22 protein-coding genes and 2 tRNA genes are annotated in these 23165 nt (G+C 71.5%); 15 read left to right on the top strand and 9 right to left on the bottom strand.

What is annotated here, in order from left to right; genetic code table 11:
* Positions 1-124 precede the first annotated feature (124 nt).
* From HZS56_RS06215 to HZS56_RS06165, 11 genes are all read left to right on the top strand, one after another.
* Positions 125-880, top strand: coding sequence for a GntR family transcriptional regulator (locus HZS56_RS06215; RefSeq protein ID WP_216719684.1), 756 nt, complete (start codon positions 125-127; stop codon positions 878-880).
* Positions 881-1030: 150 nt separating this feature from the next.
* Positions 1031-2155, top strand: coding sequence for a TIGR03364 family FAD-dependent oxidoreductase (locus HZS56_RS06210; RefSeq protein ID WP_308408007.1), 1125 nt, complete (start codon positions 1031-1033; stop codon positions 2153-2155).
* A 7-nt stretch (positions 2156-2162) separates the two neighbouring features.
* Positions 2163-2888 (top strand): phosphonatase-like hydrolase, encoded by a 726-nt coding sequence (locus HZS56_RS06205; RefSeq protein WP_253913816.1) that lies wholly within the window; start codon positions 2163-2165, stop codon positions 2886-2888.
* Entirely contained in the window at positions 2888-3967 is a 1080-nt protein-coding gene (locus HZS56_RS06200; RefSeq protein ID WP_216719682.1) for an ABC transporter ATP-binding protein, read from the top strand. Before HZS56_RS06205 ends, HZS56_RS06200 begins: the two co-directional genes overlap by 1 nt.
* Complete coding sequence (locus tag HZS56_RS06195) at positions 3964-4812, top strand: 2-aminoethylphosphonate ABC transporter permease subunit (RefSeq protein WP_216719681.1); 849 nt, start codon at positions 3964-3966, stop codon at positions 4810-4812. The genes HZS56_RS06200 and HZS56_RS06195 overlap by 4 nt, the downstream gene beginning before the upstream one ends.
* Positions 4799-5596, top strand: a complete 798-nt coding sequence (locus tag HZS56_RS06190; RefSeq protein ID WP_216719680.1) for an ABC transporter permease — start codon at positions 4799-4801, stop codon at positions 5594-5596. The genes HZS56_RS06195 and HZS56_RS06190 overlap by 14 nt, the downstream gene beginning before the upstream one ends.
* 54 nt (positions 5597-5650) lie before the next feature.
* Positions 5651-6703, top strand: a complete 1053-nt coding sequence (locus HZS56_RS06185; RefSeq protein ID WP_216719679.1) for a 2-aminoethylphosphonate ABC transporter substrate-binding protein — start codon at positions 5651-5653, stop codon at positions 6701-6703.
* Between the two features lie 117 nt (positions 6704-6820).
* Positions 6821-7600 (top strand): HAD-IIA family hydrolase, encoded by a 780-nt coding sequence (locus tag HZS56_RS06180; protein WP_216719678.1) that lies wholly within the window; start codon positions 6821-6823, stop codon positions 7598-7600.
* 199 nt (positions 7601-7799) lie between these two features.
* Positions 7800-8363 (top strand): hypothetical protein, encoded by a 564-nt coding sequence (locus HZS56_RS06175; protein ID WP_216719677.1) that lies wholly within the window; start codon positions 7800-7802, stop codon positions 8361-8363.
* A 2-nt stretch (positions 8364-8365) separates the two neighbouring features.
* The gene (locus tag HZS56_RS06170; protein ID WP_216719676.1) at positions 8366-9094 is read left to right on the top strand and encodes a class F sortase; all 729 of its coding nucleotides are present in this window, start codon (positions 8366-8368) and stop codon (positions 9092-9094) included.
* A gap of 91 nt (positions 9095-9185) precedes the next feature.
* Positions 9186-10217 (top strand): glycoside hydrolase family 6 protein, encoded by a 1032-nt coding sequence (locus tag HZS56_RS06165; protein WP_216719675.1) that lies wholly within the window; start codon positions 9186-9188, stop codon positions 10215-10217.
* 28 nt (positions 10218-10245) lie between these two features.
* Here HZS56_RS06165 and glxA read toward each other — a convergent pair whose 3' ends face one another.
* From glxA to HZS56_RS06150, 3 genes are all read right to left on the bottom strand, one after another.
* On the bottom strand, positions 10246-12183 hold the full coding sequence (gene glxA / locus HZS56_RS06160; protein ID WP_216719674.1) for a radical copper oxidase GlxA: 1938 nt from the start codon (positions 12181-12183) through the stop codon (positions 10246-10248).
* Positions 12180-14264, bottom strand: coding sequence for a glycosyltransferase family 2 protein (locus tag HZS56_RS06155; RefSeq protein WP_216719673.1), 2085 nt, complete (start codon positions 14262-14264; stop codon positions 12180-12182). Before HZS56_RS06155 ends, glxA begins: the two co-directional genes overlap by 4 nt.
* A gap of 392 nt (positions 14265-14656) precedes the next feature.
* Positions 14657-14730 (bottom strand) — tRNA-Lys (locus HZS56_RS06150).
* Positions 14731-14982: 252 nt separating this feature from the next.
* Between HZS56_RS06150 and HZS56_RS06145 the strand changes: the two genes are divergently transcribed.
* From HZS56_RS06145 to HZS56_RS06135, 3 genes are all read left to right on the top strand, one after another.
* Positions 14983-16077 (top strand): peptidoglycan-binding protein, encoded by a 1095-nt coding sequence (locus HZS56_RS06145; protein ID WP_216719767.1) that lies wholly within the window; start codon positions 14983-14985, stop codon positions 16075-16077.
* 60 nt (positions 16078-16137) lie between these two features.
* Positions 16138-17283 carry an SPFH domain-containing protein gene (locus HZS56_RS06140; RefSeq protein ID WP_216719672.1) on the top strand — a complete coding sequence of 382 codons (1146 nt, stop codon included), beginning with the start codon at positions 16138-16140 and terminating at the stop codon, positions 17281-17283.
* A gap of 131 nt (positions 17284-17414) precedes the next feature.
* Positions 17415-18020 carry a lytic polysaccharide monooxygenase auxiliary activity family 9 protein gene (locus HZS56_RS06135; protein WP_216719671.1) on the top strand — a complete coding sequence of 202 codons (606 nt, stop codon included), beginning with the start codon at positions 17415-17417 and terminating at the stop codon, positions 18018-18020.
* Positions 18021-18133: 113 nt separating this feature from the next.
* Here HZS56_RS06135 and HZS56_RS06130 read toward each other — a convergent pair.
* From HZS56_RS06130 to ehuB, 6 genes are all read right to left on the bottom strand, one after another.
* Positions 18134-18207 (bottom strand) — tRNA-Lys (locus tag HZS56_RS06130).
* A 101-nt stretch (positions 18208-18308) separates the two neighbouring features.
* Positions 18309-19070 carry an IclR family transcriptional regulator gene (locus HZS56_RS06125; RefSeq protein WP_216719670.1) on the bottom strand — a complete coding sequence of 254 codons (762 nt, stop codon included), beginning with the start codon at positions 19068-19070 and terminating at the stop codon, positions 18309-18311.
* Between the two features lie 261 nt (positions 19071-19331).
* Positions 19332-20117 (bottom strand): ectoine/hydroxyectoine ABC transporter ATP-binding protein EhuA, encoded by a 786-nt coding sequence (ehuA, locus tag HZS56_RS06120; RefSeq protein ID WP_216719669.1) that lies wholly within the window; start codon positions 20115-20117, stop codon positions 19332-19334.
* Entirely contained in the window at positions 20107-20757 is a 651-nt protein-coding gene (gene ehuD / locus HZS56_RS06115; protein WP_216719668.1) for an ectoine/hydroxyectoine ABC transporter permease subunit EhuD, read from the bottom strand. The genes ehuA and ehuD overlap by 11 nt, the downstream gene beginning before the upstream one ends.
* A complete protein-coding gene (gene ehuC, locus HZS56_RS06110) occupies positions 20754-21455 on the bottom strand; it encodes an ectoine/hydroxyectoine ABC transporter permease subunit EhuC (RefSeq protein ID WP_216719667.1) in 702 nt (233 codons plus the stop codon). The genes ehuD and ehuC overlap by 4 nt, the downstream gene beginning before the upstream one ends.
* Entirely contained in the window at positions 21452-22381 is a 930-nt protein-coding gene (gene ehuB, locus HZS56_RS06105; RefSeq protein WP_216719666.1) for an ectoine/hydroxyectoine ABC transporter substrate-binding protein EhuB, read from the bottom strand. The genes ehuC and ehuB overlap by 4 nt, the downstream gene beginning before the upstream one ends.
* Before the next feature lie 117 nt (positions 22382-22498).
* Between ehuB and HZS56_RS06100 the strand changes: the two genes are divergently transcribed.
* The gene (locus HZS56_RS06100) at positions 22499-22993 is read left to right on the top strand and encodes a DUF3830 family protein (RefSeq protein ID WP_216719665.1); all 495 of its coding nucleotides are present in this window, start codon (positions 22499-22501) and stop codon (positions 22991-22993) included.
* Positions 22994-23165: the final 172 nt, after the last annotated feature.

Genomic DNA, 23165 nt, shown 5'->3' with positions numbered 1-23165 from the left:
GTGGGGCGGGGGTCGGCGGTCCGATGGCCGGGGTGTCCGGTCGTCGGGGGCGATTCGGTACCAGGGGGCGTAGCCGCCCGGTACCTCGCGCCGCCACGCCACTGCCGTCTGCGAACATCCCTGCGTGGACTATCCGAACGACCAGGCGCCCGGTGCCCCCGTCCGCTCCGGGATCCCGGAGCACGGCCGTGTGCCGAAGTACTACGCCGTCAAGGCGCGCATCGACCGCCTCGTGGGCGAACTGGGGGAGGGCAGCGCCATCCCCACCGAGCGGGACCTTTCCGAGCGGTACGAGGTCGCCCGCGAGACCGTGCGGCAGGCGCTGCGCGAGCTGGTGCTCGAGGGCAAGCTGCGCCGGCAGGGGCGCGGCACCGTGGTCGCCGGCCCCAAGCTGGCCCAGCCGCTGTCCCTGGCCAGCTACACCGAGGGCGTCCGGCGGCAGGGCCGTACTCCCGGGCGGGCCCTCGTCACCCTCGACCGCTTCCCCTGCCCGGACGCGCTCGCCGCCGAGACCGGCCTCACGCGCGGGGAGCCCGTGTGGCACCTGGAGCGGGTGCTGCTGGCGGACGACGAGCGGGTCGGCCTGGAGAGCACCTACGTCGCCGCGGCCCGCGTACCCGACCTCGACACCGCCTTCGACCCGGACTCCTCCTTCTACGCCCACCTCGCCGGGCAGGGCATCGCGTTCGGCGACGCCGACGAACGGATCGAGACCGTGCTCGCGACCCCGCGCGAGGCCCTGCTCATCGGCACGCCGCCGGCCCTCCCGATGCTGCTCATCCACCGCGTCTCCCGGGACACCGAGGGCCGCCCGCTGGAACGGGTGCGCACGCTCTACCGGGGCGACCGGTTCTCCTTCACCACCCATCTGCGCGGCTGAGCATCGACGAAACCGATGAAACCGACGGGTTTGCACTCACCAGACGAGTAACGAAAAGATAACGGGTCTAGCCCAAACGTGACGACCAGTTCACGCTCTCGTTGATGGCCGGATTCCTCCGGTTCCCTGATGCGAAGGAGCGTGGCGGTCGTGAGAGTGACAGTCGTAGGAGCCGGCGTGGTGGGCACCATGCACGCCTGGCACGCAGTGAACCGCGGCCACGAGGTCGTGCAGATCGAGCGGGAGAGCGAGGCCCGCGGCGCCTCCCTGCGCAACTTCGGCCAGATCTGGGTCAGCGGCCGCGCGGGCGGGGAGGAGCTGGAGACCGCGCTGCGGGCCCGGGAGCTGTGGGAGGAGATCGGCACCCGGATCCCCGCGCTGGGCTTCCGCCCCAACGGCTCCCTGACCCCGCTCCGCGGCGACCTGGAGCGCGCCGTCGCCGAGGCCGCCGTGGCCCGCCCGGACGCCGCCGCCCGCGGCCACAAGCTCCTCACCGCCGGTGAGGCCCGCGCCCTGAACCCGGCCCTGCGGGGCGAGTTCGACGCCGCGCTGTACTGCGAGCGGGACGCCGCCGTCGAGCCGCGCACCGCCCAGCTCGCGCTGCGCGCGGAACTCGAACGGTCCCCGCGCTACACCTTCCTGCCCGGCCGCGAGGTCCGCGACGTCGTCGGGGAGAACGCCGTCCGCGACGACCACGGCGACACGCACACCGGCGACGCCGTCGTCCTGTGCACCGGTGCCTGGCTCGGCGGCCTGGTCCGCGAACTGGCCGGACCCGACCTGCCCGTGCGCCGGGTGCGGCTGCAGATGATGCAGACCGACCCCCTCGGCGAACCGCTCACCACCTCCGTCGCCGACGCCGACAGCTTCCGCTACTACCCCGCCTACGGCTCACCCGCCCTGGACGAGCTGAACGCCCGGCAGCCGCAGCCGGCCACGGCCGCCGAGCACCGCATGCAACTGCTGATGGTCCAGCGCGCCGACGGCGGACTGACCATCGGCGACACCCACGCGTACGAGCACCCCTTCGCCTTCGACACCGTCGAGGACCCCTACGACCACCTCACCGGCGTCGTCGAGTCCCTCCTCGGCCGGCCGCTGCCCAAGGTCCGCCGCCGGTGGGCCGGGGTGTACGCGCAGTGCACCGACACCAGCCGGGTCGTGCACCGGCAGCGGGTGCGCGACGGGGTCTGGCTGGTCACCGGGCCCGGCGGGCGCGGCATGACCTGCTCGCCCGCGATAGCCGAGACCACCGCGAACGAACTGGGCTGGTGAACCCCTCATGACCACACCCATGACCACTCCCGTGACCACTCCCGTGACCCCCGGCACCCGCCTCGTCGTCCTCGACATGGCCGGTACCACCGTCGCCGACGGCGGCCTCGTCGAGCGTGCCTTCCTCGCCGCCGCCCGCGAACTGGGCGTCCAGCCCGGCACCGACGACCACGCCGACAAGCTCGCGTACGTCCGCGCCACCATGGGCGAGTCCAAGATCTCCGTCTTCCGGCACCTGTTCGGCGACGAGGACCGCGCCCGGCGCGCCAACGCCGCCTTCGAGCAGGCGTACGGCGCACTCGTCGACGACGGCCTCGTCGCCCCCGTCCCCGGCGCCCGCGAGGCCGTCGAGGAACTCGCCGCCGACGGCCGCACCGTCGTCCTCACCACCGGCTTCGCCCGCGTCACCCAGGACGCGGTCCTGGACGCGCTCGGCTGGCGCGACCTGGTGCCGCTCACCCTGTGCCCCGCCGACGCGGGCGGGCGCGGACGCCCCTACCCGGACCTGGTCCTCGCGGCCTTCCTGCACACCGGGGCCGCCGACGCCGTACGCCAGGTCGCCGTCGTCGGCGACACCTCGTACGACGTGCTCAGCGGCGTACGGGCCGGCGCGGGCCTGGTCGCCGGGGTGCGCACCGGGGCCCACGGCGACGACGCCCTCCGCGAGGCGGGCGCGCATCACGTCCTCGACTCCGTCGCCGACCTGCCCGCCCTCCTGCGCGGAGCCGGCTGATGAGCGGCGGCGGCATCCGCTTCGACCACGTCAGCGTCGCCTACGACGGCAACACCGTCCTCGACGCCCTGGACCTCACCGTCGAACCCGGCGAGGTCATGGCGCTCCTCGGGCCGTCCGGATCCGGCAAGACCACCGCGCTGCGGGCGGTCGCCGGGTTCGTCCGGCCCGCCTCCGGGCGGGTGTTCCTCGGCGAACGCGACGTCACCGGCCTGCCCCCGCACCGGCGCGGCATCGGCATGGTCGTCCAGCAGTACGCCCTCTTCCCGCACCTGCGGGTCGAGGAGAACGTCGCCTTCGGACTCCGCGCCCGCCGCGTCCCGCGCGCCGAGACACGGGACCGGGTCGCCGAGGCCCTGGACATGACCGGCATGGGCGCCTACGCCCGCCGCCACCCCCGCGAGCTGTCCGGCGGCCAGCAGCAGCGCGTCGCCATCGCCCGCGCCCTCGCCATCCGGCCCGGCGTCCTGCTCCTGGACGAACCGCTGTCCGCGCTCGACGCCCAGCTGCGCTCCGGCATGCTCGCCGAACTGGCCCGCCTGCACCGCGAGCTGCCCGACGTGTCGATCCTCTACGTCACCCACGACCAGGTGGAGGCCCTCACCCTCGCCGACCGGATCGCCGTGATGGACCAGGCCCGCCTGCAGGCCTGCGGCACCCCGCAGCAGCTGTACCGGGCGCCGGACAACGCGTTCACGGCGTCCTTCGTCGGCAACGCGAACCTGCTGCCGGTGACGGTCCGCACGGACGGAGCGCTGCTGGGGGAGACGGAGCTGAAACTGGACACGCAGGGCGCCGCGCCCGGAGCGACGGCCACCCTGTGCCTGCGCCCCCACCTCGTCGGCCTCGGCGACGGACCCGGACCCAACCGGCTCACCGGGACGGTCGGCGAGATCCAGTGGCGCGGCGCCACCCACCGCCTGTACGTCGACGTCGACGTCGCAGGCCACCGGGTCATGGCCGACGTACGGGAACTGCGCGACCCTCCCGCCCACGGCGACGAGGTCACCCTGCACTTCGCCCCCGACGACGCGGTGCTGCTGCCCGCGGGGGTGGGCGCCGGCGAGGAGCGCCGATGAGCGCGGGAAACGGGGCGGCGGTGCGGGGCAGGGCGGCGTACCTGTGGGCGCTGCCGCCCGTGGCCCTGCTCGCCCTCTTCTTCCTCTACCCCCTCGCCCTCGTCGCCCAGCAGTCCTTCCAGCCCGACACCGGCGGCACCTCGCTGGAGCCGTACGCCGACGTCCTCGCCTCGGCCGCCTTCCGCGAGGCGCTGTGGACCACCGTGTGGCTGGCCCTCGCCGCCACCGCCGGGTGCCTGGTGCTCGGGTTCGCGCTCGCGCTGGTCATCGCCTTCGTGCCGTTCCCCGGGGCGCGGGCGGTGGCCCGGTTCGTCGACGTGTTCCTCTCCTTCCCGTCCTTCCTGATCACGCTCGCCCTGCTGTTCGTCTACGGCACGGTCGGCATGGCCAACGGCGCGTGGACGGACCTGACGGGGGACGCCGAGGGGCCGTTCCGTTTCCTGACCACGCCGTGGGGCGTGCTGCTCGCCGAGATCACGTACTTCACGCCGTTCGTGATGCGCCCGCTGCTCGCCGCCTTCTCGCAGCTGGACACCGCCCAGATCGAGGCCGCCGGTTCCCTGGGCGCCCGCGCGCCGCGCATCGTGCGGCAGATCATCCTGCCCGAGGCGCTGCCCGCCCTCGCGGCCGGCGGCAGCCTCGTCCTCGTCCTGTGCCTGAACGAGTTCGGCATCGTCCTGTTCACCGGCGCCAAGGGCGTCACGACCCTGCCGACCCTCGTCTACGGCAAGGCGATCCTGGAGTCCGACTACCCGGGCGCCTGCGTCGTCGCCGTCGTCAACGTCCTGATCTCCGTGGGCCTGTACGGCCTCTACCGGGTGGTGAGCCGCCGTGCTCGTGCATAGCCGCGGGGCGAGGTGGGCCGTGTGGGCCCTCTTCCTGCTCCTCTTCCTGCCCCTGTTCGCCCTGCCCCTGCTGGTCGTCCTCGGCGCCTCCTTCGCCACCCACTGGTCCGGCGTCCTGCCCTCGGGACCGACCACCGCCCACTACGCGTCCGCCACCCGCGGCGAGGCCCTCCAGGCCCTCACCACCAGCCTCGTCACCGCCGTCACCGCCAGCCTGATCGCGCTGGCCGCCGGCACCTGGGCCGCCCTCGCCGCGGCGGAGCTGCGAAAGCGGCACCGCAAGGCGCTGGACGCCCTGTTCGTGCTGCCCCTCGCCGTGCCCTCCGTCGTCGTCGGCCTCGCCACCCTCGTCGCCTTCTCGCAGCCGCCGATGCTGCTCAACGGCACCCGCTGGATCGTGATCATCGCCCACACCGTGCTGGTCACCGCCTTCGCCCACCAGTCCGTCTCCGCCGCCCTCACCCGCCTCGACCCGGCCTACGAGCAGGCCGCCGCCTCGCTGGGCGCCTCACCGGCGTACGTCCTGTGGCGGGTGCGGCTGCCGCTGCTGCTGCCGTCCCTGACCGCGGCGGCCGGGCTCTGCTTCGCCCTGTCCATGGGGGAGCTGAGCGCCACGATGATGCTCTACCCGCCCGACTGGACCCCGCTGCCCGTCCTGATCTACGCCGCCACCGACCGGGGCGCCCTGTTCACCGGCTCCGCCGTCGCCGCGGTCCTCATGGCGGCCACCCTGCTGGTGCTGCTCGGGGTCTCCCGGATCCGCACCAGAGCCTCCTACCGCTGACCCGCCCCTCCCCGTATCCCTTCGTATCCCTTCGTGCAAGGAGTTCACCTCGCCATGTCCCGCAACGCCGCCAAGCCGCTCGCCGCCCTCTGCGTCCTCGCCCTTCCCCTGACCGCCTGCGGCGGCAACTCCGCCGCCTCCGACGAGAACGTCGTCACCGTCTACAGCGCCGACGGCCTCAAGGGCGAGAACGGCGACGGCTGGTACGACCGGATCTTCAAGGACTTCGAGGACAAGACCGGCATCAAGGTCGAGTACGTCGAGGGCGGCTCCGGCGAGATGGTGCAGCGCGCCGTCCGCGAGAAGCGCAACCCGCAGGCCGACGTCCTCGTCACCCTCCCGCCCTTCATCCAGCAGGCCGACACCAAGGGCCTGCTCCAGAAGTACGCCCCCGACGGCGTCGACCACGTCAACGGCGCCGACAAGGCCGCGGGCGGCACCTGGACCGCCGTCGTCAACAACTACTTCGGCTTCGTCCACAACACCAAGGAGCTGAAGCAGGCCCCCACCACCTGGGAGGACCTGCTCGACGACACGTACGAGAACAAGCTCCAGTACTCCACCCCCGGCGTCGCGGGCGACGGCACCGCCGTCCTCATCAAGGCCATGCACGACTTCGGCGGACAGAAGCAGGCCATGGAGTACCTGAAGAAGCTCCAGGCCAACAACGTCGGCCCGTCCGCCTCCACCGGCAAGCTCGCACCCAAGGTCGACAAGGGCGAGCTGCTGGTCGCCAACGGCGACGTCCAGATGAACTACGCCCAGTCCAAGACCATGCCCAACCTCGGCATCTGGTTCCCGGCCCGCGAGGGCGGCAGTCCCACCACCTTCGCGCTGCCCTACGCCGCCGGGCTGGTCACCGGCGCCCCGCACACCGGGAACGGGCAGAAGCTCCTCGACTTCATGCTGGGCCAGGAGGCGCAGCGGCAGGTCAGCGAGGTCGGCGGCGGCTTCGCGGCCCGCCAGGACGTCAAGGCCACCGACGCCGACGCCATCGCGCTCACCCGGCTGATGGACGGCGTCGAGGTCTTCGAGCCCGACTGGGACGACATCGAGGAGAACCTCACGTCGTACGTGGACGCCTGGAAGGAGGCGACGGGCAGCTGAGCGCAGGACGCGCCGGCGCCGCCGCCGGGGACCGCGGGTCGAGACGGCCGTTCCCACAAGATCCTGCCGCCTCTAGGCTGGGACGTACGCAGGACCGCGCAGGCAGGAGACCCGCACATGGCAGACCGCAAGCCCATCGAGTCGTGGCTCACCGACATGGACGGGGTCCTGATCCACGAGGGCGTGCCGATCCCCGGCGCCGACGCCTTCATCAAGAGGCTCCGGGAATCCGGCAAGCCCTTCCTGGTCCTCACCAACAACTCGATCTACACCCCGCGCGACCTGCACGCCCGGCTGCGCCGCATGGGCCTGGAGGTGCCGATCGAGTCCATCTGGACCTCGGCGCTGGCCACCGCGAAGTTCCTGGACGACCAGCGGCCCGGCGGCTCGGCGTACGTCATCGGCGAGGCCGGCCTGACCACCGCCCTCCACGACATCGGCTACATCCTCACCGACCACGACCCCGACTACGTGGTCCTCGGCGAGACCCGCACGTACTCCTTCGAGGCCATGACCAAGGCCGTACGGCTGATCAACGGCGGCGCCCGCTTCATCTGCACCAACCCCGACGAGACCGGCCCCTCCACCGAGGGCCCGCTCCCGGCGACCGGCGCGGTGGCCGCGCTGATCACCAAGGCGACCGGCAGGCAGCCGTACTTCGCGGGCAAGCCCAACCCGCTGATGATGCGCACCGGGCTCAACGCGATCGGCGCCCACTCCGAGACCAGCGCGATGATCGGCGACCGCATGGACACCGACGTGCTGGCCGGCATGGAGGCCGGTATGCAGACCTTCCTCGTCCTGACCGGCCTGACCCGGCCGGAGCAGATCGAGGGGTTCCCGTACCGCCCGTCCAAGGTGGTCGACTCCATCGCAGACCTCGTCGAACGAGTCTGAGGCCGGGTCTGAAGCCGGGGCTGGAGCCGGGTCTGAAGCTCGGTCTGGAGCCGGGTCTGGAACCGGTCTGAAGCGCGGTCTGGAAAACGGGTCCGAAACACGTATGCCTCATTCCTGACCCGTTCGGAGCAGCACCGCCCCCGCAGCGGATGCGCGGGCGGTGCCGACGGGGCAGCCTCCAGAGAACTGGAGGTGCACGATGGGCTCAATGAAAGTCACTCTCTGTGCCGGAGCGGTGGCGCTGACCGCCGCCCTGGGCGCACCGGCGGCCCTCGCGGCGGACGGCGGCGGGGTCTCCGTGTCACCGTCCGCGCCCGCCCCCGGCACGGACGTCACGCTGCGCGTGCCCGACTGCACCGAGAAGACGGCCGTGGCCGTGTCCGCGGCGTTCGAGTCGGACGTCAGGCTCGGCGTGGCGGCCAAGGACGGCGTCCTCGTCGGGTCCAGCCGGGTCCGCTCCTCCGTCGAGGCCGGCGCGTACGCCGTGCAGGTCACGTGCGGCGACCGGGCCCGCAAGGGAACCATCACCGTCGACGAGAAGCGACACGCGTCCGACCGGCCGACGGCGCACGCCTCCCCGGTCGCGCCCGTCGAGGCGGGCGGCGGCGGCACCGCGGCGCTCGCGGCCTCCGGGCACGGGGAGCAGGCCCGCTCCGAGCCGCCCGGCACGGCGCACACCGTCACCGGGCTGGTCCTCGCCGGGATCGCCGCCGTCGCCGTCGCGCTGCGCAGCGCCCGCAGCCGGAGCCGCGGGACGGACTGACCATGTCCGTACAGGAAGCACAGAACACGCGCCAGAGCGAGGGTGAGGGCGACGGCGACGGGACTGCGGACGCGCCACGCGGCGGCGTCCCCGGCGGCCGCCTGGTGACCGGCATCGCCTGGACGGTGCTGCTCCTCGGGCTCTGGCTGTGGGGCCGCGAGGCCACCGACGCAGGGGAGGGCCTGTCCCGGCCGGCCACCGGTGACATGGCGGCGGCGGGACGGCCCCCCGACGTCCCCCTGCCGCCCGCCCACGCGCCCCTCGGCGACGCCCGGCCGCAGCGCCTCGACGTCCCCGAACTCGGCATCAGGGCCCCGGTCATGGACCGCGGCCTCGACACCGGGGGCGCCATCGAACCGCCGCCCTTCGACCGGCCCGGCAGCGTCGGCTGGTACGCGGACGGTGTGCGTCCCGGAGCGGCCGGCACCGCCCTGATGGTGGGCCACGTCGACACCGAGACCCGGCCCGCCGTCTTCTACGAGCTGAGCACCCTGGAGCCCGGCGAGACCATCCGCGTGGCCCGCGACGACGCCCCGGCCGCCGAGTTCACCGTCGACGACGTCCAGGTCCTCACCCGCGACGGCTTCGACGCCCAACAGGCCTACGGCCCCCGCGACACCGGCCGCGCCGAACTGCGCCTGATCACCTGCGGCGGCACCTTCGACCGCACCACCAACAGCTACACGGCCAACGTCGTCGTCTCCGCGTACCTGACCGGAACCGCCTCTTAGCACACCCTCCCGCCCCCGGTCCGGGAACCGTTCGGGTACCACCGGCGTATGTCACGATTGAGCCTTCGAACAGTGCACCCAGGGGGGTCGGATGTACGGCAGCAGGGCGGCCGGGAGCTCGTCCAGGAGGCGGGCCGCGTCGGCGGCGGTGCTGGGGGTGGCGGCGCTGCTGCTCGCGGGCTGCTCCTCGGGCGGGGACGGGGACGGCAAGGACAAGGACGCGGGTGCCGGGATCACCCAGCAGCCCAAGGAGAGCGACCCGTTCTGGGTCAACCCCGACGGCAACGCGGCCCGGCAGGTCGCGTCCCTGACCAAGGCGGGCAAGGACGACCAGGCCGAGCAGATCCGCAGGATCGCCGAGCAGCCGACCGGCGAGTGGATCAGCCCCGAGAACCCGGAGGAACAGGCCCGCGGCTTCACCGAGGCCGCCGACAGGGCCGGACGCACCGCGCTGCTCGTCCTCTACAACATCCCGCACCGCGACTGCGGCCAGTACTCGGGCGGCGGCGCCGCCGACGGCAACGCCTACCGCTCCTTCGTCGACAGTGTCGCCAAGGGCATCGGCGACCGCTCCGCCACGGTCATCCTGGAACCGGACGCGGTGCTCCACCTCGTCGACGGCTGCACGCCGGAGGAGTTCCACGAGGAGCGCTACGACCTCCTCAAGGGCGCGATCGCCAAGCTCACCGCGCTCAAGGACACCAAGGTCTACCTGGACGCGGGCAACGCGGGCTGGGGTCATCCCGACCAGATCTTCGAGCCGCTGAAGTGGGCCGGCGTCGACCAGGCCGACGGCTTCGCGGTCAACGTCTCGAACTTCTACACCACCGAGGACTCCGTCGCCTACGGCAAGCAGCTCTCCGCCAAGGTGGGCGGCAAGCACTTCGTCGTCGACACCAGCCGCAACGGCAACGGCCCCTACACGCAGGGCGCCCCGGACGAACGCTGGTGCAATCCTCCGGGGCGGGCCCTGGGCGAGACCCCGACGACGAAGACGGCCGACCCGCTCGTCGACGCCTACGTGTGGGTGAAGCGCCCGGGGGAGTCGGACGGCGAGTGCAAGGGCGGCCCGAAGGCGGGCGAGTGGTACCCGGAGTACGCCCTGGAGCTGGCGCAGGAGTAGCCCACCCGCCCGCGAGGGGGCGCTGCGGCTACGGCACCCGCACCCACTCCGCCTTGCTCGGTGTCCCCTCCCCGTCGGTCACGAACATCATGTACCAGCCCGACTGGACCAGGTTCTTGTTCTCGGGCACCGTCACGGTCAGCTTGTCCCCGTCCGCCTCGAAGTCCAGCGCGATGGACCGCTGGTCGACGTCGGTGACGTGGGTCGAGGCGCTCGGCCGGATCAGCCGCACCTTCTCGACCGACCCGGCGGCCCGGGACGTGAACGTCCCCGACTCGCCGCGCGCGATGGTCTGCGGTCCGCCCGACAGGTCGGGCCGCGAGTCGCGGTACAGGTACGGCGGCGTGTAGATCTCGATCCGCTGCTCGAACTTCCCCGGCTTGGTGTTGGCCTTGTCGGCGTAGAGCGAGTCGGAGCCGAAGAACATCAGGCGCCCGTCGGGCAGCAGAATCGAACCGGAGTGGTAGTTCCGGCCGACCAGCGGGTCGGCGACGCTCTCGAACTCGCCCGTCTCCGGGTGGTACAGCCGGGCCTGGAGGATGTTCGAGTCGCTGCGGCCCCGGTAGTCCTCCGAGCCGCCGGACACCAGCACGCTGTCGTCGGGCAGCACGGAGGCCTGCGGGTAGCGGGTGCCCTTCTCCAGCGACGGCCCGTCTACGAACTTCGGGTCGTCCGCCTTGAGGTCGACGATGCGGGTCTTCTCGCTGGACAGCTTGGACTCGCCGACCCCGCCGCCGCCGATCACCATGTACTTCTCGTCCTGGGCCGGCGGCAGCAGCACGGTGTTCGCCGTCTCCAGCATCTTCTTGTCGCTCATGCCGGGGACCTTGGTGAACTTGTTGGTCTCCACGTCCCAGATGCCCGGGTCGCGGCCCACGTCGTCCGGTCCGTAGCCGGCGTTGGCGCCCGAGTAGAAGACCTTGCCGTTCTGCATCAGGAACAGCGCCGGGTACGTCGGGAACTGGCGGACCTTGTCGGTGTAGGTCCACTCCTTGGTCTCGGGGTCGTAGATCTCGTTCTTGCCCGGGACCAGCTGGCCGATGTCGTCGAGGCCGGAGACGCTGAGGATCCTGCCGTCGCCCAGGGTGGTGAGCGTCGGGTACCAGCGGGCCTCGTGCATCGGGTCGACCTTGATGTACTTCTCGGCGACCGGGTCGAACTCGAAGGCGTCCCGGATGCCCTGGAAGTCCTTCTTGTCGAGGGCGAGCTTCTGCGCGATGCCGTAGGTGTTGCGGGCGTCGGCGCCCGACAGGCCCTGGACGCGGTAGTTGTCCTGCGTGCCGGTCTCGTACTCGGCGCCGGTCTTCTCCGCCTCGACGTAGATCCGCCCGAGCCCCGGGTCGTTGCGCACGAACGCGCCGGTCTGCGGGTCGAAGACCTTCTCGGCGCGCGGTACGAGGACCGGGTCCTTGGAGACGAAGGTCTTGCCGTTCTCCTTGCCGGTGAACCGGGTGCCCGCGGGCAGCGTGATCGGCTTGTCCGGGTTCTCGTTGTGGACGACCATCAGGCCGCCGGCCTTGGTGACGTCGCCCTTGAGCTTCTCGTACCGCTTGGTGCCGCCCGCGATCAGCAGGTTGCCGTTGGCGAGCTGGGTGTGGCCGGTGCAGAACAGGTCGCTGGGCGTCGGCACCTTCTTGATGGTCCCCTTGACGGGGTCCCAGATGCGGGTGTCGTACTGCTTGGCGTCCGAGTTGTCCTGGTTGTTGCCGGACCCGGCGACGAGCAGCACCTTGCCGGTGCGCAGCAGCGCCGCGTGAATGGTGTTCTGCCGGTACTTCTCGGGAAACTCGACGATCTCCCACTTGCCGTTGGCGGCCTTGTACTCCGGCTGATTGATCTTGTACTGGTGGTATTTCTCGGTCCCGAAGCGGTAGAGCCACGGCCCGTTCATCCCGGCCAGCGCTAGTACCACCACCGTACCTATCGCGAGGCGACGGGCGCGGCGGCGGCCGGCACGGTCTTTCATTCCTTACGTCCCCCAAGTCCACCAAGGGCGATCTGCATGGTCTGGTCGTCGCCCCCGTCGGGGGAGGCGGACCAGCTGGGCTTCCTCTGCTGCGGCGCGTGCGGTGCCTGCGGGACCTGCTGGGCCTGCTGGGCCTGCGGTTCGTGCAGCGAGGGCTGCGCGTGCGGCGCGGGCTGCGTGTGCGGCGCGGGCGCCCGGTGCCGGCCGTGCGGTGCGGGCGGCTGCCCGGGCGCGGGCTGCCGCGGCGGGACCCGGTCGGCGGGTTCCGCCGCCACGGCCGGCGGTTGCTTCTTCGCCTTCCGCAGTTCGTGCCGCCAGGCGAACATCGGCGACGCGGTGATCAGCAGCGCGAACGCCGCCCAGATGATCATCGCCGGGTGCGAGTGGCCCCAGACGTAGCCGGCGGCGATCGAGCCGCCGAAGATCGCGATGAAGTACCAGTGGTACCGGAAGGTCCCGAACAGGGTGTCCGGGCTGGCCGAGTCGCCCTTCGGGGTCACCACGAACTTGCTCTTGCGGCGCAGCACGGAGTCGATGAGCGCCTTCGCGTACAGCGGCGCCGACAGCGCGGACATGATCATGCCCGCCACGCCCCCGGAGCCCTCCGGCTCGTGCGGCGAGACGTTGTGCCGGCGGTTCCAGACGTACAGGCCGATCTGGAGCGCGGAGGCGTTGCCGTACAGCATCAGCCAGACCGCCGGGTCGATGTCGACGCCGGAGGCGCCCAGGCCCAGGAACAGGCAGCAGCTCAGCGCCGCCAGGATCCAGTTCAGGGCCGACATCGGATAGAAGATGATCATCATCGTGTAGTTGAAGAGCTTGCTCGGCGGCAGCGAGTACCAGCCCTTCCAGTACTGCTTGAGGATCGTCTCGTACGTCCCGCGCGACCAGCGCATCTGCTGGGTGAAGAAGTCCGTCCAGGCGTTCGGGCCCTCGCCGACCGCGAGCACGTCCGGGGTGTAGACCGAGCGCCACTTGCGGCCCGTGACCGGGTTCCTGGCCCGGTGGATCTCGAAGCCGGTCGCCATGTCCTCGGTGATCGAGTCGTACAGACCGCCGATCTGCTTGAGCGCCTTGATGCGCACCGCGTTGGACGTGCCCACGAACATCGGGGCGCCGTAGCGGTTGCCCGCGCGCTGGATCAGGGCGTGGAAGAGGAACTGCTGCGACTCGGCGGCCTTGGTGATCGGGTTGTCGTAGTTGCCGTAGACCTGCGGGCCGATGACGAAGCCGACGTCCGGGTCGCGGAAGAAGCCGAGCATCCGCTCCAGGTAGTTGGGCAGCGGCACGTGGTCGGTGTCGACCGAGGCGAAGTAGTCGTAGTCGTCGCCGTGCGCGTCCAGCCAGGCGTTGTAGTTGCCGTGCTTGGTCTTGGCGCGGTGCGGGCCCTTCTTCCGGTTCCACTTGGCGACGCCCTTGCGGGAGAAGTGGTGCACGCCCAGGCGCGCGCAGACCTCCTTCACCTCCGGGTCGTCGCCCTCGTCGAGGAGCCAGACGTGCATCAGACCGCGGTGGCGGATCTTCACCGCCGCCTCCAGGGTCTTCGTCACCATCTCCAGCGGCTCCTTGCCGGGGACGAAGGAGGTGAGGAAGGCGACCCGGGTGCCGGTCTCGGGCACCACCGGGACCGGGTCGCGGGCGACCAGGGTGGCGTGCGCGTTCGACAGCACGTTGAGGCAGCGGAACAGCTCGATCAGGCCGATCGCGACCAGCATCACGACGTCGAGCACGGGCAGCCAGTCGAAGGCCACGTAGTCGCGCTCGGTCCAGTGGGTGGGCTGCAGCAGCCACACCAGCAGCACCACCGAGAGCAGCGGGGCCGCGGCCAGCATCAGCGCGACCCGGAAGCGGTGGGGCTCCTGCGATATCAGCGAGCGGTACTGCACCTTGTACGGCTTGTCCGGGTCGGGCTGGGTGAGGGGGCCCGCCAGCCGGCTGTAGTGCTCGTAGTCGTACTTCGGCAGGGTCTTCCGTATCCGGCGGAACGAACCGGTGTTCCAGTTCCGGTGCCCGGGCAGCCTGAGCTGGGTCGTCTGGGACGGGTCCTGGTCCTGCCCGGCGCCCGTCGGCGTCGACGTCATGAGTCATCCCCCCACACGCGGGTCATGCGTGTTTCGTCGCTTCCTTCGCCGGCTCCGGCCCCCCTCGGCCGTCACAGACGTAACAGTGGTGGGTATCTGTCACCACGGCATCCACACCTTATATAGACATGGAAACGGCGGCTCCCGGTTGCAGGATGCTCTCCCCTGCATCCGGTCTGCATCCGGTCTGCATCCGGCCCGTGTCCGGCCCGGGGCCGGCGCGTACTCAGCCCGTATCCAGCCCGTACTCGGCCCGTGTCCGGTCCTCCAACCGGGCCAGGGTTCTACGGTGTTCGTCATGATCGCAAGACGCCCGGGTGCCGGGCGGGATCCCGGCGGATCCGGACATGCCGAAGGCCCCCCGTGTGATACGGAGGGCCTTCGACCGTCGGTGCGCCGCCAGGGACTCGAACCCCGGACCCGCTGATTAAGAGTCAGCTGCTCTAACCAACTGAGCTAGCGGCGCCTGCTGACCCGCACAACTCTACCCGACCCCGGAGCGTGCTCCGGACCGCGTCCGGGCCCGCCCGGGGAGCGGTCCCGGGGGCCGGGCGCGGCCGGCTACATCATTCGGACCGTCAACATGCGCGCCCGGGGGACAGTTGCCAGACTGACCGACATGTACCGAAGTGTGCCGTCGCGGGCCTCCCACCGGGAGTGTGAGGGGAATCGCATGGAGAGCGTGGAGAGAGTGGACAGCATGGAGACTCCCGTACTGATGGAGGCTCCCGTATTCGAGGACGTCGCCCCCGCGAGCGACTGCGAGTGCCCCGGGTGCCGCCACTGGCACCGCGTCCTGCCGCACGCCCCGGCGGGCCGCGGGCTCGCCCACCCGGCGGCGCACCGCGCACTGATCGTGGCCACCGCCGCCGCGTCCGCCCTCGGCGCGGCGGGGGCCGCCGCGGTCCCGGCCGCCGCCGCCCACGCACCCGAACGGCCCGGCGCCGCAGGGCCCGGACCAGAGGAGTCCGGTCCCGGGGCGCCGGGTGTCCCCGCGGCCGGCGAGCCGGGCACCCCGCAGGGCCCGAGGGCGCCGCTGCACGGGTCGGCCGCCCTGCCGGCGCCGCCCCAGGCCGGCACGAAGGCCGCCGCCCTCACCCGTACGGAGATCATCGACCGGGCGAAGACCTGGGTCGCCGCGAAGGTGCCGTACAGCGTGACCTCCTACTGGTCCGACGGCTACCGGCAGGACTGCTCGGGGTTCGTGTCGATGGCGTGGAAGCTGCCCGCCAACGAGTGGACCGGGAGCCTCGCGGGCTTCGCCGAGCAGATCACCAAGGAGGAGCTCCAGCCCGGCGACATCCTGCTCTTCCACAACGCGGCCGACCCCGAGCAGGGCTCCCACGTGGTGATCTTCGGCGGCTGGACGGACGCCGCGCACACCGTCTACACGGCGTACGAGCAGACCCCGCCGCACACCCGCAAGCGCGACACGCCCTACGCCTACTGGACCGACTCGGCCAAGTACGTGCCGTACCGCTACCAGGGGGTCACGGCGGGCAAGGCGGCGTCCCCGGCAGCCGGTGAACCCGCCACGCACGGGGTCGCCTCGCACGGGGTCGCCTCGCACGGGGTGGCCGGCTATCCCGGGCGGGCGGTGTTCCGGCCGGGTGCGGAGAACCCGTACGTCACCCGGCTCGGCCGGCAGCTGGTGAGGAAGGGGTTCGGCGCGTACTACACCAAGGGGCCGGGTCCGCGCTGGGGCGAGGCGGACCGGCGGGGCGTCGAGGCGTTCCAGCGCGCCCAGGGGTGGCGCGGCGGAGCGGCTGACGGCTACCCCGGCCCGGAGACCTGGCGGCGGCTCTTCTCCTGACGCCCCGCCCCGAGACGATCACCCGTTCATGACGCGTCTGGCGCGGAGGCTGGAGGACGCATGAGTACGACATCTTCGACGAACCCCGAGGCCGTGGCACCGGCGGGTGCGCCGCCCGCGGCGGCGGAGCCCGGTCACCGGTCCGCCGTACGGCTCATCCACAACGAGGCCACCACCGAGATCCCCGTCCACCTGCTCTTCCGCGACGACCCCGACCCGGCCCCGGTGCCGCTGCGGCCCGCGGTCGTAGGCCGCCGGCAGGGCACCGGCGAGCAGCCCCGCACCCGGCGCCCGGTCGCCGCGCGCCCGCGTCCGGTACCCCGGCCCGACCCGGAGCTGACGGAGCGTCCGGCCCGGGTGCTGCCCGGCGCCGCGGGCGTGGCGGCGGGGCTGTGCGGAGCGGCCGGCTGCGCCCTCACCTCCTGGTGGGCCGGTCTCGTACCGCCGCTGGCGGCGCAGGCACTCGGGCTGCCGGCGTACGCGGGGGCCGGGCTCGGGCCCGCGCAGTGGGCGGCGTACGCGGGCGCCGGGGTGCTCGGGCTGTTCGGGTTCGGCGGGCTGGCGCGGGGGCGGACCGGACGGGCCTGGGTGCTCGGCCTGTTCGGGCGTTACCGGGGGACGGTGCGGCGCACCGGCCTGATGTGGGTCAACCCGCTGCTGCTGCGCCGCCGGGTCGACGTGCGGCTGCGGCACTGGCGCAGCGAGCCGATGCCCGCGGCCGACGGCAACGGGGTCGCGCTCAGGGCGGTGACGCTGGTGGTGTGGCGGGTGCGGGACACCGCGCGGGCGACGCTGGGCGTCGAGGACCACGAGACGTATCTGCGCGAGTGCGTCGAGGCGGCGCTGGCCCGGGTCCCGGTGGAGCCGATCGGCACGGTCCGCAGCTCGGCCGACCTGGCCGGCGACACGCTGACCCGCCTGGTGGCGGCGGACGCGGCGCCGGTCGGTCTGGAGGTGTTCTCGGTGCGGCCGGTCCGGGTGGAGTACGCCCCGGAGGTGGCCGCGGCGATGCACCGGCGCCGGATCGCCGCGCTGGACGCGGCGCAGCGGGCCAGCGTGCTCGCCTCGGTCGTGGACTCGGTGGAGGACACCGTCACCCGGCTGACCGTGCGCGGCCTCGTGGAACTGGACGACTACGAGCGCAAGGTGCTGGTGAAGGACCTGACGGTGGCCTTCTGCGCGGGGCGCGGGGAGACGGGGGTCTGAGCGCCCCCGCACGCCCCGCCGTTGGTATGGACATGTTCAACTCACGGCAATAATCTGACACTTGGTCTAGACCTACACGCTCAACCTGCACGGCTCACTGACCTTCCCCACACGTCACAGGGAGCAGCAGTATGCGCTCAAGGACCAAGCTGTACGCCGCCGCCGTGGGCATGGCGACCACCGGAGCCCTCGTCCTCTCGTCCGGCGGGGCCAGCGGACACGGATACACCGATCTTCCCGTCAGCCGGCAGAAGCTCTGCCAGAACGGCAGTGTCAGCAACTGCGGGTCCATCCAGTGGGAGCCGCAGAGCGTCGAGGGGCCCAAGGGCTTCCCGGGCGGCGGAGCGGCCGACGGGCAGATCTGCTCGGGCAACAACACCCGCTTCGCCCAGCTCGACAGCCCGAGAACACCGGGCGGCGGGGCGTGGCCGACCACGAGAGTCAACGGCGGGCAGAACTACACCTTCCGATGGCAGTTCACCGTCAGTCACGCCACGACCGACTTCAAGTACTACGCCACCAAGCCGGGCTGGAACCAGAACCACAACCTCGCCCGGTCCGACCTCAACCTCACGCCGTTCCTGACGGTGCCGTACAACAACCAGCGGCCGCCGGGCACCCTCTCCCACAGCGGCAGGCTGCCGTCGGGGCTCAGCGGGCACCACGTGATCGTCGCGGTGTGGACGATCGCCGACACGGGCAACGCGTTCTACGCGTGCTCCGACGTCACCTTCTGAGCACCGGGCACGAAGGACCCCGGCAGGAAGGACCCGGGCAGGAAGGGCCCTGGTACGGAAGATACCGGGCACGGAAAAGAGCCCCTCGCTCCGGGCGAGGGGCTTCTTCGCTGTGCGCCGCCAGGGACTCGAACCCCGGACCCGCTGATTAAGAGTCAGCTGCTCTAACCAACTGAGCTAGCGGCGCATGACTCCCGCCGCCCGCTTCCGCGGTCGGCGACAACGAAAATACTACCTGGTCCGCGGAGGTGCTCCCGACCACCGCCCGGGCCACTGGCCAGGGGCTGCTCAGATCGCCAGCGACAGCAGGACCGGCGCCGCGTTGCGGTTCAGCTCCTCCGCCGCCTCGCGCAGCCGGTGCGCGTGCTCCACCGGGAGGGACAGGGCCAGGCAGCCCGCGGCGGAACCGGCGGTGAGCGGCACGGCCGCGCAGACCGTGCCCACCGCGTACTCCTGGAGGTCGAGGACCGGGACCGTGGGCGGCTGGGACTCCAGCCGGGACAGCAGCAGGCGGTCGCTCGTGATGGTGCGCGAGGTCAGACGGGCCATCTTGTGCCGGGCCAGGTGGTCGCGGCGTCCCGCGTGGTCCAGCTGGGTCAGCAGGCTCTTGCCGACCGCGGTGGCGTGCGCCGAGACCCGGAAGTCCACCCACTCGTTCACCCGGGGCGCGGCCGGGCTGTCGGCGTACTGCGTGACGCTGACCTCGCCGTCGACGTACCGGCTGATGTAGACGGCGGCTCCCACCGAGTCGCGCAGCCGGTCCAGGGTGCGCTGGAGGCGCTCGCGCAGGGCCGCCTCCCGGTTGTGCGCCGAGCCCAGCCGGGCCAGGACGTCGCCCGTGACGTACGCCCCGTCGGCGGTCTGCTCCACGTAGCCCTCGCGGCGCAGCATGCGCAGGAGGGAGGTCAGCCGCTCCGGGCCGAGGCCCGAGTCGCGGGCGATCTCGGTGTCGGTCACCCCGGAGGCGGCGTGCCGCGTCACCGTCTCCAGGACGCGCAGGGCGTCCTGGACCGAGTGGTGCGGCGCGGTCGGCTTGTGCTGCAGCGCCACGGTGGTCTCCCCCTGCGCTCGCTGGTGGGTCCTGTCCCTGTCCCTGCCTGTGCCCCCGCTCCGGACAGTGGAATTATCTGTCGGATCCCCTCCACGATAGCCGCCAAGAGGGCTCCCGTGAGGGGGAGTTGGCCGGATTTCAGGGCCCCCATCTGCGCCGCTGGCCCTCTGGCATATGCCACAGGCCTGCCCCAACGCTCCGACCTCGGCCGTTGCGGACGTTGGGGCAGTGACACCCGATGCCTGCCGGGCCCCGGGCGGCTACAGGACCGCGCTGAGGAACTCCCGCGTCCGGTCGTGCTCCGGCTCGCTGAAGATCTTCTCCGGCGGGCCGGCCTCGATGACCCGGCCCGAGTCGAACATCAGGACCTGGTCCGAGATGTCCCGGGCGAAGTTCATCTCGTGGGTCACGCACAGCATGGTGATGTCCGTGCTCCGGGCGATGTCCCGCAGCAGGTCCAGGACGCCCGCGACCAGCTCCGGGTCGAGCGCCGAGGTCACCTCGTCGAGCAGCAGCACCTTCGGCCGCATCGCCAGCGCCCGGGCGATCGCCACCCGCTGCTGCTGGCCGCCGGAGAGCTGGGCGGGGTGTGCGTCGCACTTGTCGGCGAGGCCGACCATGTCGAGCAGCCCCTTGGCGCGCTCCACCGCCTCGTCCTTGGACATGCCGAGCACGGTGACCGGCGCCTCGGTGATGTTGCGCAGCACCGTCATGTTCGGGAACAGGTTGAACTGCTGGAACACCATGCCGATCTGCTTGCGCACCTCCCGCCGCTCCTTCTCGGTCGCCGGGAAGAGCTTCTGCCCGTCCACGGTGATCGTGCCCTCGTCGGGCTTGAGCAGCGTCATCAGCAGCCGCAGGATCGTCGTCTTGCCCGAGCCGGACGGCCCGATCAGGGTCACGTGCTTGCCGGCGTCCACGGCGAAGTCGAGGTGGTCCAGGACGGTGTTGGACCCGAACCGCTTGGTGACCTGCTCCAGCCGGATCAGCTCGCCCCCGCCCTGCTCCGGGCTCTTCTCGGGGTTGGGAAGGGTTTCAGTGGACAAGGCGTCGCTCCAGGGCTCGCAGGGCAAGGGAGGCCAGGTAGGAGATGATGATGAAGGCCACACCGATCACGGTCAGGGGCTCGGTGAACTGGAAGTTCTGCTGCGAGAACAGCCGCGCCTCGCCGAGCATCTCCAGCACCGTGATCGCCATCAGCAGCGGCGTGTCCTTCAGCATGGAGATCACGTAGTTGCCGAGGGCGGGCACCACCCGGCGGATCGCCTGCGGCAGGATGACCGCCGTCCACGTCCGCGCCAGCGGCAGGTTCAGCGCCGTCGCGGCCTCCCACTGGCCGACCGGCACCCCCTCGATGCCGGCCCGGTAGACCTGCATCGTGTACGTCGAGTAGTGCAGACCGATGGCGACCACACCGGTGGTGAGCGCCGAGAACGTGATGTTCCACTCGGGCAGCACGTAGAAGAGGAAGAACAGCTGCACCAGCAGCGGCGTGTTCCGGATGAACTCGGTGATCACACCCACCGGCCAGGTCACCCAGCGGCTCGGCACCCGCATCAGCAGCGCCCACACCAGGCCGACGCCGAAGGAGACCAGCGAGCCGAGGACCAGGATCTGCAGGGTGACCAGCAGGCCGTCCCAGAAGTGCGGCATGAAGTCGGAGACCGCGCTCCAGTCCCATTTCACGACACACCACTTCCCTCAGGCACGCGCACGGCCGCCGTCTTTTTCTGCGGGGCCTTGCCGACGCCCGCCTTCAGCTTCTTCTCCAGACCGCGCATCACCCGCGTGAGCAGGAACGCGATCACGAAGTAGATCAGCAGGATGTACGTGTAGATCTCCGCGCTCTCCTGCAGCGCCAGGCGCACCAGGTTGCCGCTGAACGCGAGGTCGCCCATGCCCATGATCGAGACCAGGGCGGTGCCCTTGAGCAGCTCGATCAGCAGGTTGGAGAAGGGCGGGATCATCTCCGGCACCGCCTGCGGCAGCATGATCAGCTTCATCCGCTGCCAGGGCGTGAAGCTGAGGGCGATGCCGCCCTCCTTCTGCGCCGGATCCACCGCGGCGAGCGCCCCGCGCACGATCTCGGAGCCGTACGCCCCGTAGGTCAGACCGAGCGCCAGCGTGCCCGCCCACATCGGCACCAGCTGCCAGCCGAAGGCCGGCGGCAGCACGAAGAACACCCAGAAGATCATCACCAGCGCGGAGGTGCCGCGGAAGACCTCGGTGTAGAGGCCCGCGAGGAAGCGCACGATCCACAGCCGGTGGGTGCGCGCGACACCGGCCACGAAGGAGACGGCCGTCGCGAGCAGTGCGCTGAAGAAGAGCAGCTGGATGGTGACCCAGACACCCTGGAGTACCAGTTCCCACAGTCCCGAGGTCATCCGCCGCAGAGCTCCTTCGCGGTCAGATCGGTCATCTCTTCCTCGGTGAAACCGAAGGGTTTGAGGATGCGGAGCAGTTCGCCGCTCTTCTTGAGCTTCTGCAGCTCGACGTTGAACGCGTCCCGCAGGTTGGTCTCGTCCGGACGGAAGGCGAAGGCACCGCCGTCGACGTGGGGCTTGCCGCCGACGAGCGGCGCGAAGGGCTCGGTCGCCTCGGCCTTGGTGGACTTCTTCACCACTTCACGGACGGTCAGCGCGGTGCCCGCGAAGACGTCCACGCGCCCGGCCTCGACGGCGTTGAGACCGGCCACCTGGTCGGGGACGATCAGGATGTCGTCCTCCTTGTACCCGTGCTCCACCGCGTAGGCGATCTCGGCGTAGCCGGTGCCGGTCGCGAACTTGGCCTTCTTCTCGACGACGTCCCGGTAGTTGCGCAGCCCGAGCGGGTTGCCCTTGCGCACGATGTACGCGTCGAGCATCTGGTAGTCGGGGTCGGAGAAGATGACCTGCTGACAGCGGTCGGCGTTGATGTACATCCCGGCCGCCACGATGTCGAACTGCTGCGACGCCAGCCCCGGCACGAGCGAGCCGAACTCCGTCGGCACCGGCTGCACCCGGTCCACCCCGAGCCGCTTGAAGATGACCTTCGCCAGCTCCGGGGCCTCGCCGGTGAGTTCGCCGTTCTTGTCGATGTACCCGAAGGGGACCTCGCCCGCGATACCGAGCCGGGCCACACCCTGGGCCCGGATCCGGTCGAGCAGGTCACCCCCTTTCACGTCGGAGGCGGTCGCCACCCGCGAACAGCCGGCCGCCCCCAGCGCGCCGAGCGCCGCAACCCCCGCGAGCAGCGACCGGCGAGTGGGCCCGGCTGTGCGGGGCCTATGGTCGGATATCCCCAATGTAGGGGTTCTGTGTGGTGGAGCCATGGGCGCGCAGCTACCCGATGGGGGGCAGGTTATGCCGATCTTTTTCAGTCCGAGACCTCCGCCCGCCACGGCACGGCGCTCTTGACCACGGGTCGCTGAACCACTGCCATGGAGGGCATGGCTGATCGCTACATCGAAGTCTCGCTGGTCAAGCGCGGAATCACCTGCACGGCCCAACTGCTCGACGACCGGGCCCCGATCACCTGCGCGGCCGTCTGGGACGCGCTCCCCCTCGGCGGCGACGTGTACCACGCCAAATACGCGCGCAACGAGATCTACGCCCTCTTCCCGCCCTTCGCGACATCCGAGCCACCGCTGGAGAATCCGACGGTAACTCCCATTCCGGGCGATCTGTGCTACTTCGCCTTCGCCGGTGCCGAGTTGGGCACCAAGGCGTACGGCTACGACCGCGAGGTCCGCCCCGGCACCACCCTCGTCGACCTCGCCCTCTTCTACGAGCGCAACAACCTGCTCCTCAACGCCGACGTCGGCTGGGTCCCGGGCACGGTCTGGGGCCAGATCACCGAGGGCCTCCCCGCGATGGCCGAGGCCTGCAACGACCTGTGGCGCACAGGAGCGGAGGGAGAAACCCTCAGCTTCCGCCGGGCGTAGCCCGCACCCGGCCTCACCCGGCCGCCCCAGCTGCGGGCAGTCGTGCCTCCCCCAGTGCCACAAGGGCCTGGGAGGTGCCCCCAGGGCGGCACGGGTGGGCGCAGCGGCACCCCGCCAGCGCCGGGCAGCGCGACCCACCCCCGGCCCGCCCCAACGCCGGCCACTACCCGGC

The sequence above is a fragment of the Streptomyces mayonensis genome (genome assembly GCF_018982965.1).
GTDB classification, from domain to species: domain Bacteria; phylum Actinomycetota; class Actinomycetes; order Streptomycetales; family Streptomycetaceae; genus Streptomyces; species Streptomyces mayonensis.
The sequence above is the reverse complement of the archived record's forward strand: the minus strand, read 5'-3'. Positions and strand labels throughout refer to the sequence as shown.